Origin of the sequence: Commensalibacter melissae, assembly GCF_009734185.1 — a bacterium.
GTDB lineage: Bacteria > Pseudomonadota > Alphaproteobacteria > Acetobacterales > Acetobacteraceae > Commensalibacter > Commensalibacter melissae.
Map to the genome: position 1 here is coordinate 200,746 of NZ_CP046393.1, position 23,047 is coordinate 223,792.

Genomic DNA, 23,047 nt, shown 5'->3' on the forward strand with positions numbered 1-23,047 from the left:
ATTTGTTTTTTATTATTAAATTTCAAGGTAGAGTTCTGTGATTAAACCTTTAAAAAAAGCTGTATTACCTGTCGCTGGCTTAGGAACACGCTTCTTGCCCGCAACAAAATCAATGCCAAAAGAAATGTTGCCTGTTGTTGATCGTCCATTGATTCAATATGCACTGGATGAGGCGCGTGCGGCAGGAATTGAACAGTTTTGTCTGATTACAGGTCGAGGAAAAGATTCTCTAATTGATTATTTTGATGTTGCTTATGAACTTGAGGATACACTGCGACAAAGAGGTAAAAAAGAGTCTCTAGAGGCTCTCTATCCATCTAGTATCGAGGCAGGTTCTTTAACCGCTTTGCGTCAGCAGTCTCCCTTAGGGTTGGGGCATGCAATATGGTGTGCTCGTACATTTGTTGGCGATGATCCATTTGCCATTTTATTACCGGATGATTTGATTATGGCGACGCCAGGATGTTTGGCGCAAATGGTTGAAGTTTATAATGAATATGGCGGAAATGTTGTCGCTGTTACCGAGGTTCCTCGTGAAAAGACATCCAGTTACGGTATTGTGGATATTGAAAAGGATGATGGAAAACTGGTCACGATTTCCGGGGTTGTAGAAAAGCCGGAGCCTGAACAGGCTCCCTCTAATCTTTCAATTATTGGACGTTATATTTTGTCACCTGAAATTATGAAATATCTTTCTAAAATGGAAAAAGGTGCAGGAAATGAAGTTCAATTGACAGATTCTATGGAAAAATTGATTGGACAAATGCCTTTTCATGGGTTGAGATATAATGGGGTTCGGTATGATTGTGGAAGCAAATCTGGATTTCTAGAAGCTCAGGTTGCCTTTGCTTTGAAACGTCCCGACCTAGCTCCGGCCATGCGTAAGATAATACAGAAATATGCCCATGAAGAGGTTAAATAATGGAACATCAACGTGTAATTAATTCGACAATCCTGCGAGAATATGATATTCGCGGCATTTATGAACAGACTTTTTTTGTCGAGGATGCCTATGCGATCGGACGGTCCTTTGGCAGTTTGGTCGCAAGGAAAAATGGAAAAAAAGTTGTTGTTGGTTATGATGGTCGGGTTAGTTCGCCTGATTTAGAGGCCGCTCTGGTAAATGGATTAAAGAAAAGCGGTTTGGAAGTTGTCCGTATCGGTCGTGGTCCGACCCCAATGCTCTATTTTGCTTCAACAGTTATGCAGGCTGATGGTGCTGTTATGGTTACGGCCAGTCATAATCCCAAAGAATATAATGGGATGAAATTCATGCTGGGTGGCAAACCGTTTTTTGGTAAGCAGATTCAGGATTTAGGGGCACAGGTTGCGGCTGGTGATGTGGTTCCAGAGGGTAATGGTACAGTTCGCAAGGTTGATGTTTCAGAAGATTATATTAATCGGCTTTTGGAAGATTTTGGGGGAACTGAACGGAAATTACGTGTTGTCTGGGATAACAGTAATGGGGCTGCTGGTGATATTCTAACCCGTTTGGTTCAGAAGTTGCCCGGTGAACATATTGTTCTGAATGGAACGATAGACGGCGATTTTCCCGCTCATAGTCCAGACCCTACTGTTCCCAAAAACCTTGTTCAGCTTCAGAAAGAGGTGGCCAATCGCAAGGCTGATATTGGTATTGCGTTTGATGGTGATGCCGATCGTATTGGCGTGATTGATGACAAAGGTAATATCCTTTGGGGTGATCAGCTTATGGTTATTTTTAGTCGTGATATTCTTGCCAGCAATCAAGGGGCAACGATTGTTGCTGATGTTAAAGCAAGCAAAATTCTTTTTGATGAAATTCAAAAAGCGGGTGGAAATCCTTTGATGTGGTGTACTGGACATTCCTTGATCAAGGCCAAAATGGCTGAATCAAAGGCTGTTCTCGGTGGGGAAATGTCTGGTCATATTTTCTTTGCAGATAAATGGTACGGGTTTGACGACGCATTATACGTTGCAGTCAGAACGCTTGATATTGTCGCCCGGTTAAAGGGTCCTTTATCAGAAGTAACAGAGTCTTTACCCAAAGCAATTTCTACTCCTGAAATTCGTTTTGATTGTTCCGATGAGCGTAAATTCACCGTTGTCCGTGAAGTGGCTGAACGGTTAAAGGAAGAGAAGGCCAATGTCGTGACGATTGATGGTGTAAGGGTGAATACAGAAGATGGATGGTGGCTTTTAAGGGCTTCCAACACTCAAGCTGCTTTAGTGGCACGAGCGGAGAGTACATCTGATGAGGGATTGGAGCGATTGAAAAATGCTTTAAAAGCCCAGTTGAAGGCTTCTGGTGTGGAATTTCCAGAAGAATAAATTGAGATTAGAATTTTAACTGGTTTCTATTTTTTTATAAAAAGGATACAGTCTAGCGATTGTATCCTTTTTGTTATCTATCAAATGATATATGCCATGAATGTTCCATTATTATTTAACCGTTCTCTTCTGAAATTGCATCGAGATAGATCTGTTTTATATCATTTTGAAATACAGGATATCTTTCAACAATGTACGGATCGGTTACTGGAACGACTTGACGATATAAATCGTTCCTTTGAATTTGCCTTGGAAATCGGAGGGCGAGGGTATGTTTCTTCCTACTTAAAAAATAGAAAAATAAAGGTGATATCGGCAGATTTGTCGGCAGATTTGGTCTCAATGAATGTAAATTCGAAAATCTGTATGGATGAAGAATTCTTGCCTTTTAAATCAGGATGCTTTGATCTGGTTATTGCGAATTTTAACTTGCATTGGGTTAATGATTTGCCTGGTACTTTATTACAAATTCGAAGAATTTTGAAGCCTGATGGTCTTTTCCTGGCGGCAATTCCTATACTTCCGACTCTTTCTTTATTACGAACCGTAATGGCTGAAGTTGAAATGGAATATTGTGGTGCTGTTTTGCCGCATATTTCTCCATTACCTGATTTAAGATCATGTGCAAGTTTGATGCAACGGGCTGGTTTTGCCTTACCCACTATTGATAAGGAGGCGATTGAAATTGTTTATCGCTCTTCATTGGCTTTATTTCGGGATCTGCGTTGGGCAGGGGAAACAAATTCCTTGCTAATGCATCAGGCTTATTTTGCAAAAAAAACTTTATTTGCCGAATTTATTGCACGTTTGGAAACTTTTAAACCTATTAAAGTTGATATAAATTTTGCCATTTTAACAGGTTGGTCTCCCGACGCGTCACAACCTCAACCTTTAAAACCTGGTCAATTCAAAATGTCTTTGGAAGAAGCGTTGCGGAATAAATAGAATCAGTTTTAATTTACGAATAATATAAAATTGTAAAATTTTGAAAAACTTGGGAAAGATTGTTTAATTTAATTGAAAATAAAATTTTTATTTTGGAATTTAATTTTTTAGATTATATGAAAAAAATCTGATTGTTAATTTTTTTAGAATAAGAAAAAGTTCTGCATAATTTTAAATTTATTGATCTATTTATTATTGAACAATAGTTGTAATAATTTAAGTTATATAAATCAAATAGTTATTAAATATACATTTTTATTCATAATATATTTTTTTTAAAATTTTAATTTTAGGGTTCTTGCAAAGAATGATGATTTAAAAAGCTTTATATTGATGATATAACCGATCATAATTATAGAATTTTGATATGAAAAGTAAGCGGTATGGCACATAAGAATGTAAAAAAAGTTGTTCTGGCCTATTCGGGAGGGTTGGATACTTCTGTTATTTTACGGTGGTTACAAAAAACATATGAATGTGAGGTTGTAACCTTTACGGCTGATTTGGGACAAGGGGAAGAATTGGGTCCAGCCCGTAAAAAAGCGGAAATGTTTGGTGTAAAAGAAATTTTTGTCGAGGATTTGCGTGAAGAATTCGTAAGGGATTATGTCTTTCCAATGTTTCGTGCCAACACGCTTTACGAAGGACAATATTTATTGGGAACCTCAATCGCGCGTCCACTTATTTCTAAAAGACAAATTGAAATTGCCGAACAGGTGGGGGCTGATGCCGTTGCGCATGGGGCAACGGGTAAAGGGAATGACCAGGTTCGATTTGAGCTGGCCTATTATGCATTAAAACCCGATGTCACTGTTATTTCCCCTTGGCGTGAATGGGATCTCACTTCTCGTACCCGTTTATTGCAGTTTGCTGAAGAAAATCAGATTCCGGTTACTCATGACAAACGTGGGGAAGCTCCCTTTTCGGTCGATGCCAATCTTTTACATTCATCTTCGGAAGGGAAAATTTTGGAAGATCCTTCTCTTCCTCCTGATGAAGCTGTTTTTCAGCGAACAATTTCACCGGAAGATGCTCCAGATAAGGCGACTGAAATCAGTATTGATTTCAAAGCTGGTGATCCTGTAGCGATTAATGGAATTGTAATGTCCCCGGCAACTATACTGACCCGTTTGAACGAGTTGGGTAAGGCCAATGGTATCGGGCGTCTTGATCTGGTTGAAAATCGTTTTGTTGGCATGAAATCCCGTGGAATTTATGAAACACCGGGTGGAACGATCTTATTATTTGCCCATAGAAACATGGAATCGATCACTCTTGATCGTGAGGCCGGGCATTTAAAGGATAGTATCATGCCTCGTTATGCAGAATTAATTTATAATGGTTTCTGGTTCTCACCAGAGCGCCGAATGCTGCAGGCCCTGATTGATGAAAGTCAGCATTCTGTTACCGGTCGTGTAAAATTGAAGCTATATAAAGGTAATATTATCTTGATGGGACGTGAAAGTCCGAATAGTCTCTACGATATGCGTGTTGTAACATTTGAAGATGATGAAGGTGCATATAATCAAATGGATGCACAGGGCTTCATTAAATTAAATGCGTTACGACTACGTTTGGGAGCACAGGCAGGTCGACGTGGCGGTGCCTTGTAAAATTTGAATTATCAGGAGTTGAAAATGAAAAAGATGCTTTCTTGGATAGTTCCTGCGGTTTTGGCAATTCCCTTGGTTGCTTGCGCCGGTAGTAAAAAGGAGCAATTAACCCCCGAACAGTTTATGCAAAAGGTTGAGGCTGAACCGGGAGTGAAAACATTACCCAGTGGATTGGCTTACCGTATTATCCAGTCTGGAAACCCTAAGGAAGCCTCTCCTGCTCCAGGGGATCTAATTTTGGCGGAATATGAAGGGCGTTTGCCAGACGGTGTCATATTTGATTCATCAGATCGGCATGGTGGTGGTTTAATGCAAATGCCTGTCGAGGGATTAATACCTGGCTGGATGGAAGCCCTGCCTAAAATGCATCCTGGCGATGTTTGGCAGCTTTATGTTCCGCCTAAATTAGGGTATGGAGAAAAATCTATGGGGATTATTCCTTCAAATAGCCCATTAATTTTTAAAATTCATCTTGTTGGGGTAACCAAAAACCAACCGGATAACTAATAAATAAAGGATTAAGGTGATTTATGAGTGTCAAGCCGTCAGGTAAGCGCGTATTTTCAGGAATTCAACCAACTGGTATCCCGCATTTGGGAAATTATCTGGGGGCCATTCAGTACTGGGTTGATATTCAACAGGATAATGAATGTATCTATTGCCTGGTTGATATGCATGCCTTGACGGTTTGGCAGGAACCCGTATCTCTACGAAAACAGACTTTGGAACAGACAGCTGTTTTATTGGCTGCTGGTATTGATCCCAACAAGCATATCTTATTTAATCAATCAGCTGTATCCGCTCATGCGCGTTTGGCGTGGATTTTCAATTGTGTTGCGCGAATTGGCTGGATGAACCGGATGACACAGTTTAAAGATAAGGCGGGCAAAAACAGGGAGGCCAATTCTGTAGGATTGTATGTTTATCCTAATTTAATGGCCGCTGATATTTTGGCATATAAGGCAACGTGTGTACCTGTAGGTGAGGATCAGCGTCAACATCTGGAATTAACAAATGATATTGCCCAGAAATTCAATCATGACTACAAAACTGGTTTCTTTCCTGTTGTCGAGGGATTTATTCCAAAAACAAGCGCCCGTGTAATGAATTTAAGGGATGGTAGTAAAAAAATGTCCAAATCGGATCCTTCCGAACAGGGAAGGATTGAATTACTGGATGAGGATGATGTGATTACGAATAAAATTAAGCGGGCAAAAAGTGATTCTGAACCCTTACCGTCTGAACAGGAAGGGCTTTCACACCGTTTAGAGGCGTTAAATTTAGTGTCAATTTATTCGGTTTTAGCCAAGCAATCGGTTGAACAGGTGCTCCAGGATTTTGGCGGAAAAGGATTTAGTCCGTTTAAATCCGCATTGTCGGATCTTTTAATTCAAAAAATTGCACCAATCAGAGAGGAAACAAAGAAAATGTTGGCAGATAAACAACATCTACAGACAATTTTGAAACAGGGTGCCGAGAAGGCATCAGCAATTGCTGATCCTATTGTGTCTGAAGCGGAATATATCGTGGGGTTTTTAAAATAAAGAATGAAACAGCAGGTTGGTAAATTGAGTGTTAAAACGCAAGGTCAGGGATTAACCATGATTACGGCTGACCTGTCCAGTTGGATTTTGCGATCAGCCATCAATACTGGCCTGTTAACGATATGGTGTAAACATACTTCAGCTTCTTTAACCGTTCAGGAAAATACGGATATTTCGGTAAGAAGTGATATTCTAAATTATTTTAATGATCTCGTTCCAGAAAATCGCTCCTATCAGCATACTGATGAGGGGAGTGACGATATGCCCGCCCATTTAAAAACGATGTTGACCGAAACCTCCTTGTCTATTCCTGTCATTGATCGGAAATTAAGTTTAGGGCCATGGCAGGCCGTTTATTTGTTTGAACATAGAAAAAGGCCACATATTCGAGAACTGGTTTTACATGTAATGGGGAACTAGAGAATAATGATATTAAGAAAATGCTACCGAAAGCTTATCTTGATATAATTGATTTTTTATTTCCGCCACGCTGTATTTTATGCGGTGTTCATATTCAACGATCTGGATATTTATGCTCTGACTGTTTCAAACAGCTTGAATTTATTGTGGAGCCTTGTTGTGAACAATGTGGAACGCCTTTTCTTTCTGATTCAGAGGCGGGAGAGGATCATCTTTGTTTGAGTTGTCGGGAAGAGCCATGTTTATGGGAGAAGGGGCGGGCAGCTTTTGTATATAACGAAGGGATTAAAAAGTTAATTTTACCCTTAAAATATGCAGATCGGTTGAATGGCTTGAACTTTTTAGCAGGTTCTATTTGGAATATTGCCAATCCCTTTTTTGATAATGCTTCATATATAATTCCTGTTCCGTTATACAAGAAACGTTTGCGACATAGAAAATACAATCAATCGGCCCTGCTGGGAAAAAAATTGGCCAAAAGATCAAATATTCCCCTTTTATTATTGGCCTTGAAAAGAATTAGGGATACACAGTCCTTGGGACATTTGAATAAACAGGAACGACAAGATTTACTGGAAAATGCATTTCAGGTTAATCTAGCCTATTCAAAAATTCTTCAGGGTAAGACAATTATATTGGTGGATGATGTTATGACCACGGGTAGTACCCTGATGGCTTGTAGCAGAATATTACTAGAAGCGGGTGTAAAACGCATATTTGTGGTTGTTATTGCAAAAGTAAGTTATTTCTGAAAATAAAATTATTCATTTATAGTTTATAAATTATAGATTATCATAAATAAGATATATTATTTGTAATTAAATGTTTTTGGGAGAAAAACTATGGCAAAAGTTGAAATATATACACAACCAGGATGTCCTTTTTGTCAAAAAGCTTTGACGCTCTTGAATTCAAAAGGCGTGAAATTCAATCAGATTAATGCTCCTAAAGGTACGGCAGAACGAGAAGAGGCAATAAAACGTTCGGGGGGTAAAACTACTGTTCCGCAAATTTTTATAAATGGCCAGTCAGTGGGTGGATGTGATGATTTGTTAAAGATGGAAGAGACCGGGAAGCTTGATGCATTATTGAAATAAATCAATAAATACTGATTTATTTATTAATAAATGGAGATAATTAAGCAAGTGTTAAATAAAAGTAAAGTTATAACCAAGATCTTAGGTGCTGTGATAGGCGGAATGTTCTTATGTTGTCCCTTTTATGAAAATTACGCGCAAAATCTGAATGAAACCAGATTCATGCCAGAAATTGGATTATGGACAACCAAGGCAGAAGACGGTGTTTTTCAGATATATAAATGTGGTGAGGGTCTTTGTGGCAAATTTGTAGGGATGCAATATAAAGGACCTGTTGCTCCCGTGAGTTCTAAAGGAACTTCCCAGTGTAATTTTTTAATGTTGCGTAATTTTATGCGTAAGGAAAAAAGTAAATATTGGGTAGGAAAAATTATCGATCCCCGGAATGAAAAAATTTATGATGCCAAAATCTGGATTGACGATCATGATCAATTAAAAATCCGGGGTTTTATGGGGATCAGCCTATTTGGTGAAACACATGTTTGGCATCGGTATAATCATGTGATCGATAAAGGTTGTAGAATTAAATAATGTTATTTTATTTCTACAAATAATTATTTTTTATTATTTCAATTGTTATCAAGAGCGTAATTAATAAATCGTAATGATTTATAATGGTTACGCTCTTAATTATTATTATATTTTATATTTCGAATAAATTATTATTAAATTAAAGAATAGATTTTATAAATATTCGTTAAATTATATCAATAATAAATAAATCGTATTAAATTAATGATTTATTCTTTGTATTTTTATTGATATTATTAAAGATAAATTTTATTTGTTGAATCAATTACATATTTTTTATCTTATTTAAAAATCTTTTTATATAAAGATTAGGAAACTGATTTTATATAAAAATGGCGAATTAAAAGGAAATATTATGGCCTATGTATTTACCCAGGTTTTTACCGGTAGGGAAAAATGGATAAAGCTTACAAAGGCAATCAAAGAACAAGTTTTGCAACGCATGATTTCAAGTCTATCAACCTTGGCAGGTGAAAATCGGGTCCAGTTAATCGCTATTGGTCAAATAGACGGAAAAGTTCCTCGTGCAGTGGATGCGGAATATTATGTAACCTGGTCTGTACCAATTAATGAGTTGACTTCATATATAGTTAGACATTTTCAAGAAAGTGAATGGAATGAATATTTTGAATTGGTCAATATTGGGGGGAAAGCTTTGACTATCCCTCAATTTGCGGAAGTTATTTTAAGAGAATAATGCCAGATATATTTAACTAGATCATATTAATCAATTGAACAATATTTAAAAATACCATTGACTTTAATTAAGGATGAAATTAATGCAGCCTACACGTGTACAAGATGCAGCCACATTGAGAAGTGGTGAAGATTCAGTTCCCGTATCTGACGATTCTTCAGTAACTTCCTCCTTAATTTCTTCCTCAAGTTTTGATCATACGTCAACGTTTGCCATGCTTCAGCCAATTCCCGGTGCTACAAGCAACTCTATTGAATATGATCCATCTCAGGCGCATCCTGAATGGGGATCGGGTTATGAACCTGATCCTAATGGGTTTAATGATAATACATTTGCCTTTAATTTTACATCTTTGACATTTTCCATGACAGATCCTACCGACATGATGAGCACGATTGCAGCGGCGGCTGGACAAGGCTGGGATTTGTTTGCAAACGCACTTGATCCTGATTCCTCCAGGATTGTTATCAATGATCCGGGTCAAGGTAATGACCTGTTGATAGGTGATGGATTGCAACTTGTTGTTGGAGCCACGCTTAGGGATCTATTAAAAAAGAATGGGGTTGATATCACTAATCCCATCGTTAGAAAACTTATAAAAGAACAGGATTGGGGGCAAAAATTTCTAAGCCAGATTGATAATTTGATCAGTGCCCAGAATGGTCCAGGACACATGATTATCTGGAATAAAACCGGCGTTATGGTTAGTGCGGGTGACAACAAGGCAACCATGGAAGTGAGGGCTGGCAACAAACTTTATGTGGGAGACACAAACAGTTCAGGATATGATGCCTTTGGAACGGGAAATTTACAGTTAGGTTATAATGAAAAAAGTGCAACGGGTTCCGCATCGCTGATCCTAGATGAAGGGTCATATCTAAGTGTTAATGGATTTTTGGGTGGAGCGGCGGATAAATCCTATGCAGGTCAATCCATTGGTTCAGGTATGGAAAATCAAAGAACAGGTGCTGTTTCAACCCAAAATCATGTAAAAATGGATGTTGATGGAAATTGGGGGCTTGTTGGTGATATTCGACCCGATAAACCAGCCAATTGGACACGTGTAGGCAATAATAACAAGATTAATGTCGGAGGTACATTGGGGGTTTATATGTTGGCCTCCATGACAATTGGAAGTGATACAGAGATAAGTGTTGGATCCAATGGTTGGGCCCATACAGGAAGTGGTGTGTTTGTCGGTTCAGGTGGGTATATGTCCACTGGCTTGGGAAACAGGTTTACCATTGCTGGTGGTATGGGTGCCGGTTATATGGATCTGTCCGCTTCGGGGAAGGCGGCGCAGCTGATAATTGGTGATGATAATGTCATTCATCTTACCAACAGAAATGCCGGCATATTTGCAGCTGAGGCAGGGGCATCCGTTACAGTGGGGGATAATTTGACCTTAACAGGGGCTGAAATATCAGTCGGTTATGGTCAAAATAGTATGGACCGAATTATTGATGAGGATTCCAAGTACCGTACTGCCTATATGTCTATCGGTAACGATGCCAATATTTCTCTAGGTTATGAAAATTTGTATCCGATGGCCAATGCTCCATCCTTTGCAGAGGATGGTGTGATAAGATTAGATGCCAGTAATTCACTTTTACAGTTTGGAACAGGACTTGCGCTTGAAGCGAATATAATTTCCCTGGGACATTATTTAAAAGATACTTCCAATTCAAATTTTATAGACAGTGATGGTAATGCCCTGGCTGAATTCAAGGTCGGTTCAAATAATAGCGTTGTCATTGGCTCAGGGGCAAATATCAGTTTGGGTTCTGGTATTGTTATTAATGAAAACCAGGGATATGTTGATTTGCAGGGAGGTGTTCTGAATGCTGGGTACATTCGTATGGGTCGCTATTATATTGAAAATCTGGAAGTTCCCATAAACGGATCCAGTTATATATACCAGAATAATTCAAGTGCGTCGATTCATATTGGGGACGGTTATCAAGTCAGCTTGACCCAAGATATTACCATTGATGGTAGCTTTGATCGGTTAAATATTGGTGATAATGTCGGCATTCAAGGAAACGGGATGTATCTTGGTGATTTTAGAGGGATTGGTTCAGAAACCAATCATCCTACATCAAGATCATTGATTTCTGCCGGCAATCTAACCTCAATGATAATAAGTGGTGACATCAATCTGAATGGTAATGCAAATTCAGTGATGTTGGGGAGCCAATCTTTATTGGAAACCACTGACGGCAATTTAAATATAGATGGAATAAACCAGCTGTTGACTATAGGAAATGGGGGGATTTTATCCGCTGCAAAAACGCTGCTTCAGAATGGTAGTAAAAGCATTATTTCTGTTGGCAATGAAGGTAGGATTGTCGCGAGTGCTATCCAGCTAATAGGTAATGGTGAAACGTTCACTATCGGTGATAATGCTGGTATTTCTGCAGACCGAATTATTATCGGTTATCGTGGGGGTTCTTTAACGATAGGAAAAAATGTTGATTTTGATGTTCATAATTTTGATGTTAATGTATCCCGAACGGTAACATTAGGGGATGGAGCTACAGGATATATAGGTGATACAACCACGGTAGATAAAACGGTTTTCAATACGGGTAATGCGAATAATCTTGAGTTTGGCAATATATCCCTTGGCGATAATAACAAATTTAATGTTTCAGGATCAATCAAGGGAGCTGGTATAAGCCTGGGTAGCAATACATCATTTACAGCTGCAACAAATGCATCGGTTAATTTTGGTAGTGGTAATATCACGTTATCGAATAAAAATAATAGTTTTAAATTAAATGATAATGTTACTTTTACGGCCGGGACGGTTACTGCTGATTTGAATACGAACAATTTTATTCTAGGCTCGAATGATTTTTATGATCTAAGAGGTTGGAATTTATCAAATACGTCAGGCTCTGCCAAAACATTCACTGTCGGGAATGGAGCTACCGGTAATTTTGGTAATGTAAATTTATTGGGTGAAAATGTCACCTTCAATACGGGTAATGCGAATAATCTTGAGTTTGGCAATATATCCCTTGGCGATAATAACAAATTTAATGTTTCAGGATCAATCAAGGGAGCTGGTATAAGCCTGGGTAGCAATACATCATTTACAGCTGCAACGAATGCATCGGTTAATTTTGGTAGTGGTAATGTCATGTTATCAGGTACCGGTAATAATTTTATACTAAATAATAATGTTGCTTTTACGGCCGGGACGGTTACTGCTGATTTGAATACGAACGACTTCACCCTGGGTTCGAATGATATCTATGATGTGAAAGGATGGAACCTATCGAACTCGTCAAGTCTTGCAAAAAACTTTTCCATTAAGGATGGTGCGGCTGGTAATTTTGGTGACGTGAATTTATCGGGAAATATCACGTTCAATACAGGTAATATGAGTAATCTGACCTTTGGCAATGTCACGTTATCAGGTGCCGGTAATAATTTTATACTAAATAGTAATGTTGCTTTTACGGCCGGAACGGTTACTGCTGATTTGAATATGAACGACTTCATCCTGGGTTCGAATGATATCTATGATGTGAAAGGATGGAATCTATCGAATTCATCAAGTCTAGCCAAGACATTTGCTGTCGCGGATGGTGCTACCGGTAATTTTGGTGACGTGAATTTAACGGGAAATATCGCGTTCAATACAGGTAATATGAGTAATCTGACCTTTGGCAATGTCACGTTATCAGGTACCGGTAATAATTTTATACTAAATAATAATGTTGCTTTTACGGCCGGAACGGTTGCTGCTGATTTGAATGCGAACAATTTCACTTTGGGCTTGAATGATATCTATGATGTGAAAGGATGGAATCTATCGAATTCATCAAGTCTAGCCAAAACATTTGCTGTCGCGGATGGTGCTACCGGTAATTTTGGTGACGTGAATTTAACGGGTATGGTTAACTTTTCTACTGGTTTGGCAAATAATCTTATCTTAGATACAGTAATGTTGAACAAGAATGCATCCATTAATCTGGATGGGACGTATGTCACTGTTCATAACCTGGACATGAGTAATGGTGGTGTCGCAAATCTGAATTATAACAGTGCAGAGTCCAATGTTGTTTCTTTATCCAATGTAATATTGAGCGGTAATGGTCGGATAAAAATCGCACAAAATTCTGAAGTTGATATTGGTTCTCTAACAATGGACGGTGTAAATCCGGGTGTTATAGAATTGGATAATGATGCAGTTTTGAATATCCGTTCAATCAATGCCACCAATGTTGGTACAGATATGCCGACAATCATTATTCATAATGGTGCCCGTGTTATCGTTAATGGTCAACAAATAACAAGGTCAAGTTCTTCAAATGATTTGATTGCTGATTTTAATAATGAAGCCAATGGCGTTTACGAATATCATGGTAGCATTGAAGATGTCGATGGTCATTTGGTGATCAAGAATTTTAAACTCGATGATCATCTGTTATTTGAAAATGATACTGGGTCATCGGATGTTAACACTTTTTATACATGTTATAAGGACGGTATTTTATCCATTATTCACAATGATGGAAAAACATCCAAAACTATTGCCTCTTTTCGTTATGATGCAGGGGACAGCAATCAGGCATTGCCTAATGTAAATATTGTTCGGGGTTCTGATGGTAATTCCTATTTTGATATAACAAAATGCTTTCTATTGGGAACAAACATTCTTACATCTAAAGGTGAAAAACCGGTTGAATCTCTTTCCGTTGGTGATGAGGTTGTGGCTATTTGTAATAATGGAAGGATAAACCGTAAAATTGTTTGGATTGGTAAAACGGATATTTCCGTGGATCAAGGTAAAAATAAAAACGATTTGTATCCAGTTTGTATCAAAGCACACGCATTTGGTCTGAATAAACCGCATCGTGATTTATATTTAACCCCTGAACATACCGTGTATATTGATGGTGGTTTGATTCCTGTCCGTATGTTGGTTAATGGCCGTTCGATTGTTATTGATAAATCCCGGGACAAATTCCAGATTTATCATGTTGAAACAGAACAACACTCGATTTTGCTATCAGAAAATCTGATGACTGAATCTTATTTAAATACAGATGATAAGTATCTATTTGATAACGATATTGTTAATTTCGGTCTGGAGTTTAATGAACATGCAGGTCATAAAAGCTGGGAAAATGACGCAGCTGCACCATTGACTGTTTCCAGAAGCAAGGTTGAACCGATTTGGAATCGTTTGGATCGCAGGGCAACTCAGCTGGGGTATAAACCTATCATAAAAAGAGCGATAACCCGTAATCCTGGTTTATGCCTTATTACTGATAAGGGGAAAAAGATTAAGCCTGTTCATTTCAAGGATAATATTTACAGTTTCTTTATTCCTGATGGTACTTATGTTGTAGCCATGAATTCAAAAACATCTTTACCTTCAGATGTTATTGGACCCTTTATAGATGATAGACGGACACTAGGTGTTTTGGTTTCGAAAATTAGCGTGATTTCTAATAGAACCCTGATTATGTTCCCGACTGATATTTCGGAACTTTCAGGTTGGCATAGCATTGAGCCCGATAGAACAGATCGTTGGACAATGGGATTGGCGCAATTGCCAATTGAGATAACAAGATTTGGCACTGGGAAAAAATTGATCCGGGTTGAGCTGACAGATACAGCTTCTTATTTTGTTGAAGATGATATCAATGAAATGATGAAACTGGCATAAAGCAATTTGTTGATTATCCAGTTAAATAGGGTTAATAGAGCTTTCCTTTTATTATAGCTAAAAGGGAAGCTTTTATTTAAGGGAAAAACAGACGTGTTTGATCGCTTCATAGATTATGTTGCAAAAGTTGCACCGGATAAAATTGCTATCCGTTCATTCGAAGGCTCAATTACTTTTGCGGCAATGAATAGAGACATAAATCGGCTTGCACATGCTTTATTGGACGTTATTGATAATAGTTCCGAAATTGTGGCTGTTAATTATAAGCAAGTACATATTCACTGGATGCTTTTAATGGCGCTAAGCCGAATTGGTGTCGCTTCAGCGTCAGTGTCCAGTAATAGCGAGATTGCTGAAAAGGAGATTGCTATATTGCAGCCTGATGCAATTATTAGCGATACGCTTTTTGATATTGATACGGCAGCTAAAATACACGTGCTTGATTTGAATTGGTATGATCAGGCCATGAAGCGTTTCAAACCTGATCCCATTTATACGCTCTATGAACCGGATCGTATTGTACGTGTTTCAATTGCGGCTGGAACGTCTTTCATGCGGCATAGAATTGATTATACAGCCTCAATGATTGAATCATCTGTCATAAGGATGATTACCCAGGAAAAAATCAGCTGGTCTCTTATGTCGGAAATTCCGAGATATCCAACATTGCTACCCACATTAGCTTTTGGCAGTTTTCATGGATTTTTATGCTATCTAAGCATCTGGTCAATCGGCGGGACAATTATTATGGCTGATCGCGAGCAGTATTTTGCCGCTATTGCCATGTTGTCACCTGATTTGATGGTTATTTCGCCTGCACAGCTTCAATTGATTGCAGAAAATTTGCCAGAAGATATACCCAGACAGGATCATTTAAGATTAATTGTCGTTGCTGGTAATTTTCCTAATGGTTTACGTCATTTTGTTCAGCAACGTCTGACAAAAAATCTGAATGTTACCTATGCGACAAGTGAGGCAGGGGTTATCGCTTCGATCAATATTGATCAAATCAACCATGATGACACAGCGGGGTGGATCATGCCATGGATTGATGTGCAGGTTGTTGATGATCAAGACCATCCACTAACATATGGTGAGATAGGTAATATCCGAATTAAAAGTCCAAATATCGTACAGAAATTTTTCCAAAATGTTCAGGATACTCATAAACAGTTTAAAAATGGTTGGTTCTATCCCGGCGATTTAGGAATATTGAATGAGGAAGGTCTTTTAAGGCTGATTGGTCGTGTAGATGAACTTTACAATTTTGGAGGTGATAAATTTTACGCTAATAAAATTGACGCAGTCATTTGCAGTATAGAAGGTATAAAAGATGCGGCTCTGTTTTCCATGCCTGATAACGATGGAATTCAGCAACCCTGGTTAGCTATTGTTCGCGGAGGTAATTTTGATATTGATCAAATTGCTAGGCTATTGGAAAAAGAATTTTATAACCTGCCCGATGTAAGTGTCTTATGGGTCAATTCCATTCCGAGGGATGAAGAGGGACATGTATTGCGCAATCATCTAGAAAAGCTGGCAATGCAATATATTGAAACCATTTAATAAAAATTCGAGATAGAATATTTTATTAATGAGAAAATATAATAAATAATTATAGAAAAAAGAAAGTGTTATTTTATGGGAAGACTAATAAACAAATATAGTAACGAAGAAATTGCAATCGTTGGTATAGGCTGTAGATTCCCAGGAGATATTTTCAATCTTTCAAGTTTTTGGGAGGCTATTTGTCAGAAAAAAGAAACGGTTAGCCGTATTTTGCCTGATCGTTGGAACTGGCGGACGGCCTATGATCAGGATAATTCAGTTATTGCCAAAAGCTTTTTTCTAAATGCCAGTTTTCTGACACAGCCTATAGTTGAATTTGATCCCTTGTTCTTTGGTATGTCTCCTAAAGAGGCTGTACAATGTGATCCACAACAAAGAATATTACTTGAAGTCGCGTGGGAGGCGCTAGAAGAGGGAGGTCTTGTTCCATCATCCTATGCTGGACAAAAAGTGGGCGTATTTATAGGTGTCTTTGCGACGGACTGGTTAACGAAACACTCTGTTAGCGAAGCGAAAGAAGGGGAAATAGAAAGAAATTTTCTTCCTACAACTTTGCCGATTACTATGCTTTCTGCCAGACTTTCTTATTTTTTTGATTTTTGTGGTCCCTCGCTTGTTCTTGATACAGCCTGCTCATCTTCTTTAACCGCAATTCATCTGGCGTGTCAAAGTCTGAGAAATGGCGATAGTGATATGGCCTTGGCCGGCGGCGTTAATTTGATGATCACGGATCAATCCGGTGCTATTGTCGCCAAGGCCAATTTCATGGCCGAAGATGGAAAAAGTAAAAGCTTTGATGCTTCTGCTGACGGATATGGCAGGGGAGAGGGTTGTGGTATTGTTGTTCTTAAACGGCTGAAAGATGCTGTGCGTGATGGAGATAAAATTCATGCAGTCATTAGCGGGGTTGGAATTAACCAGGATGGACATAATGAAGGATTAACCGTTCCAAATGCGCGTGCACAGGAAAAACTAATTCATCAAGTTGCTCAACAGGCCAATGTACAATTGGGAGATATCGTTTATGTTGAGGCGCATGGAACAGGGACACCTGTGGGAGATCCTTTAGAAGCTCAGGCAATCTCCAATACAATTGGCAAAAGCCGACCGAACGGACAACCTGTTATCATAGGATCTGTAAAGGCAAATATCGGGCATTTAGAAGCGGCGGCAGGTGTGGCCGGATTGATTAAGGCTTGTTTGTGTGTCAAGCATAGAGCCGTGCCACCACAGGCAAATTTAAAAGAGCCAAATCCTAATATCCCTTTTGCTGAGATGAATTTACGCCTGATTCAGGATAAAGTTGTTTCATTAAAATCCTTGTCAGATGATTTATATGTTGCGGTTAATTCCTTTGGTTATGGTGGATCAAACGCAAATGTTATTTTACGGGCTCCTCGTCAAAATGAACAATCATCAGATATCTGTGGCAAAACTGCTTGTTTACCTTCAAATCGGTATATTTTATCGTTATCAACGAAACAATTGCCGTCTTTAAAATTGATGGCACAAAGTTATTGTGAGTATTTCGAGCAGGGAACCGATATATCCCTTGCGGATATCTGTTATTCAGTGGGAAAGCATCGTTCATTTTTTCAGAAACATCTGGTTGTTGTTGCAAAAAACAAAGATGAATTTATTCAAAACCTTCAGGATTTTATACAGGATAAGGTAAATTCGGATGTAATAATTGGTAATCAGCAGGTTAAAACACAAAGCAGGCCTGTTTTTGTTTTTTCTGGCATGGGTCCACAATGGTGGGGAATGGGAAAGTGGCTCTTATCGAAGGGGCCTGCTGAATGTATAACAATCGCTGGGAAATGTGATTCTTATTTTAAGAAATTGTCAGGTTGGTCAATTCTTGAAGAGATGCAGAAAATGGAAACTGAATCTCGTATTCATGAAACGGCGGTGGCTCAACCCGCCATTTTTGTAATTCAAGTTTGTATAGCGACAGCCCTGAAAATTTATGGAATTGAACCATCTGCGATTGTAGGACACAGTGTTGGTGAAATTGCTGCCGCCTATATTTCAGGTGCTTTAAGTTTGAAGGATGCCGTTACCGTCATTTACCATCGTAGTCGATTACAACAAAAATTTTCTGGTCAGGGGGCAATGCTGGCCGTCGGTCTGCCACCTTCATCGGCGGTCAATTTAATCGAAAAATATGCCGGAGATGTTACGGTCGCCGCGATTAACAGTACGCGTTCTTTTACTCTATCTGGATCAAAAGAAAATCTAGAAAAAATTGCACTTGAACTTGATAGGCATTCAGAATTCAATCGTTTTCTTAGGGTGGAACTTGCCTATCATAATCCCATCATGGATCAGATCCGGGAAGAATTTGAGGCGTCAGTGCAAGATATTTGTCCACAAATGCCTGTAATCCCCTTGTATTCGACGGTTACGGGGCGTATTTGTGATGACACCTTCTTTCATGATGAGAATTATTGGTATCGTAATTTACGTCAAACAGTTTTGTTTGCCGAGGCGGTATCCTCTCTTATTCATGATGGACACAATCTATTTTTGGAAATAGGTCCTCATCCAGTTTTATCTTCTTCTATCAAAGAATGTGCTGCAACATTAAACAGTTCGATTGCTGTTACTTATAGTTTGCACCGTTCTGAACCTGAAGAAAAAGCCATTATAAAAACGCTTGCCAATCTTTCCGCAATAGGTCTTGATCTTGACTGGGGAAAAATCACGGGTGGAAAACGGGTCGATTTACCTTTTTATCGTTGGGCACGAGAAAGTTACCTTTTTGAGAGTAAACATTCTAAAGCGACACGGTTGGCGGAACGCGTAAATCCAGTTCTAGGCAATGTTGATTGGGCCGCATCACGGGGCTGGTTGTCCGAGATGAATATCAATTTTATGCCATGGTTGCCCGACCATAAGGTTGAAGGGATGATTGTCTTGCCTGGGGCGGCGTATGTTGAGGCCGCGTTGGCAGCTCATGCTCAACTGGCAATTGATGCACCTAAAGAAATGCAGGAGCCTGCCATTATCGAGGATCTGCAATTAAAAAAGGCAATGATTATTGACCAGCATTTTTATCCGTATATGACTTGGTGCCTTGATGATTTAACAGGGCGATTACTTGCTTTTGGGCGAGTCAAAAATGATTCGCATGAATGGGAATTATATGCAACGGTTGCTCTGCGACGTACTATGCCATGGTCGGAAGATAAGGTAATTGATCTCCAGATATTAAAAGGGAAAATGTCTGAAGATATTCAGATTGAGTTCTTTTACCAGAAATTACGTGAGCATGGACTGGAATATGGCCGGGCTTTCCAAACAATTAAGAGATTATATCATAATTCTGATGCCGTATTGGCCTATCTTGAAATTGCTGATACTGAACAGAATAGTATCAAGGATTATTGTATTCATCCAACCTTGTTGGATGGGGCTTTTCAACTGTTTGGAATTTTGTGTGCAAAACAACAAGTAAAAGATACCACTTTCCTTCCTGTCGCTATTGAGCGGGTTATGTATTATGGTCGACATGAGGGCAAGTTATATGCTTATGCCAATAATCCGGTAAGAGATGAAGACTTATTCACTGGTGATATTGATCTTTATACTGAAAAGGGAGAATTGATTGCTTCTATCAAGGGGTTGACTGTTAAAGAAATAGCCAGTCAAAAGCAGAAAGAAGCCAGACAGATGGGATTGCTTTATCATCGTGAATGGCAAAAATCAAAACCTTTATCTCTTCTAGGAGAAATTGCCAAGATTGCGATATTGACAGATAGTGATCAATTTTTTGAACTCCTGAAAAAAGAACTTGAGATGCAGGGGATAACTGTTCTTGTTGGAAAGATTGGTCAGCAGTTTGGAAAAGAGACTGAAGACCTATTTCATATTCGGGAAGGTCAGGTAAAAGATTATCAGGATTTTTTTTCTTTTGTTAATATTCATCAATGTCGTGCGGTTGTTTATTTTTATACCAGAAACAACGAATTTGAAGATAGAATTGGATTGTCTCTGGTACAAGAAGCTCTGGTGCTGTCACATGGATTACCGGTAATTGAAGAAAAGAAAATTTCAGAGAATTTTCGTTTCGTGATAATTACTAATGGATCAGAACAAATTCATGAAAATAATAAATCAATTAATTTGGATCAATCATCATTAAGAGGATTTGCGAGGGCTTTTTCCTTTGAACGTCCTGAACTGAAATTAAAATTGATTGATATTGATGCGGATCTTAAGACAGATTCAGCTATTCTTGCAGCTGAAATCCTGGATGAGGAGATGGAGGATGATGTTGTCTTGCGTGGTCAGGATCGCTACCTATCCCGTCTAACACCAATGACAAGGCGTGAGGAAGTGCAATGTGTTCCTTATGAACAATTTGATTCTCAAAAAATTGGATTTCGGCTTGTTTCTGGTTTTCCGGGTATTTTGGATAAAATCCGTTATGATGCATTTGTGCGTCAACCACCGCCTCCAGGTCATGTAGAACTTGAAATTATTGATGCTTCTTTGAATTTTAAAGATGTATTGAAAGTTATGGGCCTGTTACCGCGTTCTGTCATGAAGGATACATTTCACGGTGATGGACTGGGAATGGAAGCCTCTGCAAAGGTTGTCGCCGTTGGTAAAGGGGCGGAGGAGGCTGGCTTTTATGTTGGAGATCGCCTTGTCATTACGTTTAAGGGATGTTTAACTTCACATGTTACCCTGGCATTGAAGGATATTTACGCGGTCCATTATTCCACGCATTCCTTGTTAAGGGAATCAAAACGATATCAGTTGACCTCTGATGAAATTGATAAAATCAAAGAATATGATCAACATAAAATCCCTGATGCAGAAGCGGCTACTGTGCCCATAGTGTTCTCTACAGCTTATCATACACTGATCAATTTGGCGAATTTACAAAAGGGTCAAATAGTTCTTATTCATGCTGCGGCAGGCGGTTTGGGACTGGCAGCAATTCAAATTGCAAAAATGCGGGGAGCCAGAATTTTTGCAACGGCTGGAAATGAGAAAAAACGTCAGTATTTGCGGGATTTGGGATGTGAACAGGTTTGGAATTCGCGTAATCTTGAATTTGTCGATGGGGTTAAACAGGTAACTTGTGGAAGGGGAGTGGACGTTATCCTGAATTCCCTATCAGGAGAAGCATTACATCACAGTTTGGAACTGCTTGCCCCATTCGGCAGTTTTTGTGAGGTGGGAAAGAAAGATATTGCCGAAGAACGCTGGATGCCAATGAAGGCATTCAATAAAAATATTAATTTCTTTTCTATGGATTTGGATCGGATGGGAGCTGTTTGTCCAGAAAAAGTTCTGGATATTGTGACAAAAATTGTGCGGGATATAATGAATGACAAAATTATTCTGCCACCCTGTAAGGTCTATCCTGCTGCCAAAGCGGTTGAAGCGTTCAGAACATTAGCTTCTGCCCAGCATATCGGTAAAATTGTAATCAATTTTACCGATACAAAAGATGTAATGGTTAATCCTCTTCAAAAAAAAGTTGCCTCGATTGAAGCTAATGCGCTTTATCTGGTGACAGGCGCTTATGGCGGTATGGGGCTTGAATTGGTGCAATGGCTGGCTGAAAAAGGAGCCAAACATCTTGTCTTGATAGGGCGCTCACTTAAGAAAAATGATTCATCAATTCAGAAAATTCTAAGCATCTTACAAGAGAATGAAATCAGTTTGTATCAAATGCAGTGCGACCTTACGGATTTTCATGCCCTACAACAAACAATTGGAAAAGTGCAACAGTTGCCATATCCTCTAAAGGGAATATTTCATTGTGCTGCAATTATTGATGATGGAGTGGTTGAAAATCTTGATAGGGAACGGGTTGCAAAAGTTATGTTACCCAAGGCGCAGGGTGCCTGGTATCTGCATGAGCTGACCAGGGATATTGCGTTGGATCATTTTGTTTTATTTTCATCTGCGACTCATTTGTTTGGCAATATCGGTCAGGCAGCCTATATTTCCGCAAATGCCTTTCTGGATGCTTTGGCGCAATATCGTCAAAGGATTGGTTTGCCTGCTCTATCTATTGAGTGGGGCGCTATTGATGGTGGCAATATGCTGAAAAAGGATAGTCATGTTGTCAAAACATTTCAGAATTTTGGAGTGAATCCTCTACCTGTCAAAAAGGCACTCGATGTAATGCCATTATTATGGAAACTTCACAAACCCTTTTTGGCCGTCCTTGATATTGATTGGTCAAAATGGTTCAGCGCGTTTCCTGTTACGCGAACTTATGGTCGTTTTCAGCCTTTGACCGCATTAGGGATTTCAACAGGTGAACAGACTGAAGTTATGAAACAGTTAAATACCTTGCCTTTAGAGGGGCGTTTACCTTTTGTCATCGAGAATTTAATTCATATTTTGGAAAAAACGTTGCAATTACCAGCAGATACAATTGATGGAAACACTCGGTTAACCGAGCTCGGAATTGATTCTTTGATTGGAGTGGAACTGCAGATTGCGATCAGTAATCAGTTGGGATGTGAAATTTCGTTGCTACAGCTTATGAAAGAGGAAAATCTTCAGGATGTTGGACGGGTATTGCTTAGAAAGTTAAAAGTTCCTTTTGAAAGTAATGAAATTTTAACACTGGAAAATGTCTGAGAATAATTCAAGTAAAAATT

General features: G+C 38.9%; 14 protein-coding genes. All 14 read left to right on the forward strand.

Features of this window, described 5'->3' with window-relative positions:
• The first annotated feature begins 37 nt into the window (after positions 1-37).
• The 14 genes from galU to GN303_RS00945 all read left to right on the forward strand — a co-directional run bounded on the left by galU (position 38) and on the right by GN303_RS00945 (position 23,027).
• Positions 38-922, forward strand: a complete 885-nt coding sequence (gene galU, locus GN303_RS00880) for a UTP--glucose-1-phosphate uridylyltransferase GalU (RefSeq protein WP_110439516.1) — start codon at positions 38-40, stop codon at positions 920-922.
• Positions 922-2,310 carry a phosphoglucomutase/phosphomannomutase PgmG gene (gene pgmG, locus GN303_RS00885; protein WP_110439517.1) on the forward strand — a complete coding sequence of 463 codons (1,389 nt, stop codon included), beginning with the start codon at positions 922-924 and terminating at the stop codon, positions 2,308-2,310. Before galU ends, pgmG begins: the two co-directional genes overlap by 1 nt.
• Before the next feature lie 96 nt (positions 2,311-2,406).
• On the forward strand, positions 2,407-3,255 hold the full coding sequence (locus tag GN303_RS00890; protein ID WP_197037459.1) for a methyltransferase domain-containing protein: 849 nt from the start codon (positions 2,407-2,409) through the stop codon (positions 3,253-3,255).
• A gap of 383 nt (positions 3,256-3,638) precedes the next feature.
• The gene (locus GN303_RS00895; RefSeq protein ID WP_110439518.1) at positions 3,639-4,868 is read left to right on the forward strand and encodes an argininosuccinate synthase; all 1,230 of its coding nucleotides are present in this window, start codon (positions 3,639-3,641) and stop codon (positions 4,866-4,868) included.
• A gap of 24 nt (positions 4,869-4,892) precedes the next feature.
• Positions 4,893-5,375: an FKBP-type peptidyl-prolyl cis-trans isomerase gene (locus GN303_RS00900; RefSeq protein ID WP_110439519.1), complete on the forward strand. Its 483-nt coding sequence runs from the start codon at positions 4,893-4,895 to the stop codon at positions 5,373-5,375.
• 23 nt (positions 5,376-5,398) lie between these two features.
• Positions 5,399-6,412 carry a tryptophan--tRNA ligase gene (gene trpS, locus GN303_RS00905; protein WP_110439520.1) on the forward strand — a complete coding sequence of 338 codons (1,014 nt, stop codon included), beginning with the start codon at positions 5,399-5,401 and terminating at the stop codon, positions 6,410-6,412.
• A 3-nt stretch (positions 6,413-6,415) separates the two neighbouring features.
• A complete protein-coding gene (locus GN303_RS00910) occupies positions 6,416-6,832 on the forward strand; it encodes a secondary thiamine-phosphate synthase enzyme YjbQ (RefSeq protein ID WP_110439521.1) in 417 nt (138 codons plus the stop codon).
• Positions 6,833-6,852: 20 nt separating this feature from the next.
• On the forward strand, positions 6,853-7,584 hold the full coding sequence (locus tag GN303_RS00915) for a ComF family protein (protein WP_110439522.1): 732 nt from the start codon (positions 6,853-6,855) through the stop codon (positions 7,582-7,584).
• A 90-nt stretch (positions 7,585-7,674) separates the two neighbouring features.
• A complete protein-coding gene (grxC, locus tag GN303_RS00920; RefSeq protein WP_110439523.1) occupies positions 7,675-7,929 on the forward strand; it encodes a glutaredoxin 3 in 255 nt (84 codons plus the stop codon).
• 48 nt (positions 7,930-7,977) lie between these two features.
• On the forward strand, positions 7,978-8,460 hold the full coding sequence (locus GN303_RS00925; RefSeq protein WP_158523900.1) for a DUF2147 domain-containing protein: 483 nt from the start codon (positions 7,978-7,980) through the stop codon (positions 8,458-8,460).
• 355 nt (positions 8,461-8,815) lie between these two features.
• A complete protein-coding gene (locus GN303_RS00930) occupies positions 8,816-9,157 on the forward strand; it encodes a DUF6616 family protein (RefSeq protein WP_110439525.1) in 342 nt (113 codons plus the stop codon).
• Between the two features lie 82 nt (positions 9,158-9,239).
• A complete protein-coding gene (locus GN303_RS00935; RefSeq protein ID WP_158523901.1) occupies positions 9,240-14,843 on the forward strand; it encodes a Hint domain-containing protein in 5,604 nt (1,867 codons plus the stop codon).
• A 93-nt stretch (positions 14,844-14,936) separates the two neighbouring features.
• A complete protein-coding gene (locus GN303_RS00940; RefSeq protein WP_110439527.1) occupies positions 14,937-16,409 on the forward strand; it encodes an AMP-binding protein in 1,473 nt (490 codons plus the stop codon).
• Between the two features lie 75 nt (positions 16,410-16,484).
• Positions 16,485-23,027 (forward strand): type I polyketide synthase, encoded by a 6,543-nt coding sequence (locus tag GN303_RS00945; RefSeq protein ID WP_110439528.1) that lies wholly within the window; start codon positions 16,485-16,487, stop codon positions 23,025-23,027.
• Positions 23,028-23,047 lie beyond the last annotated feature (20 nt).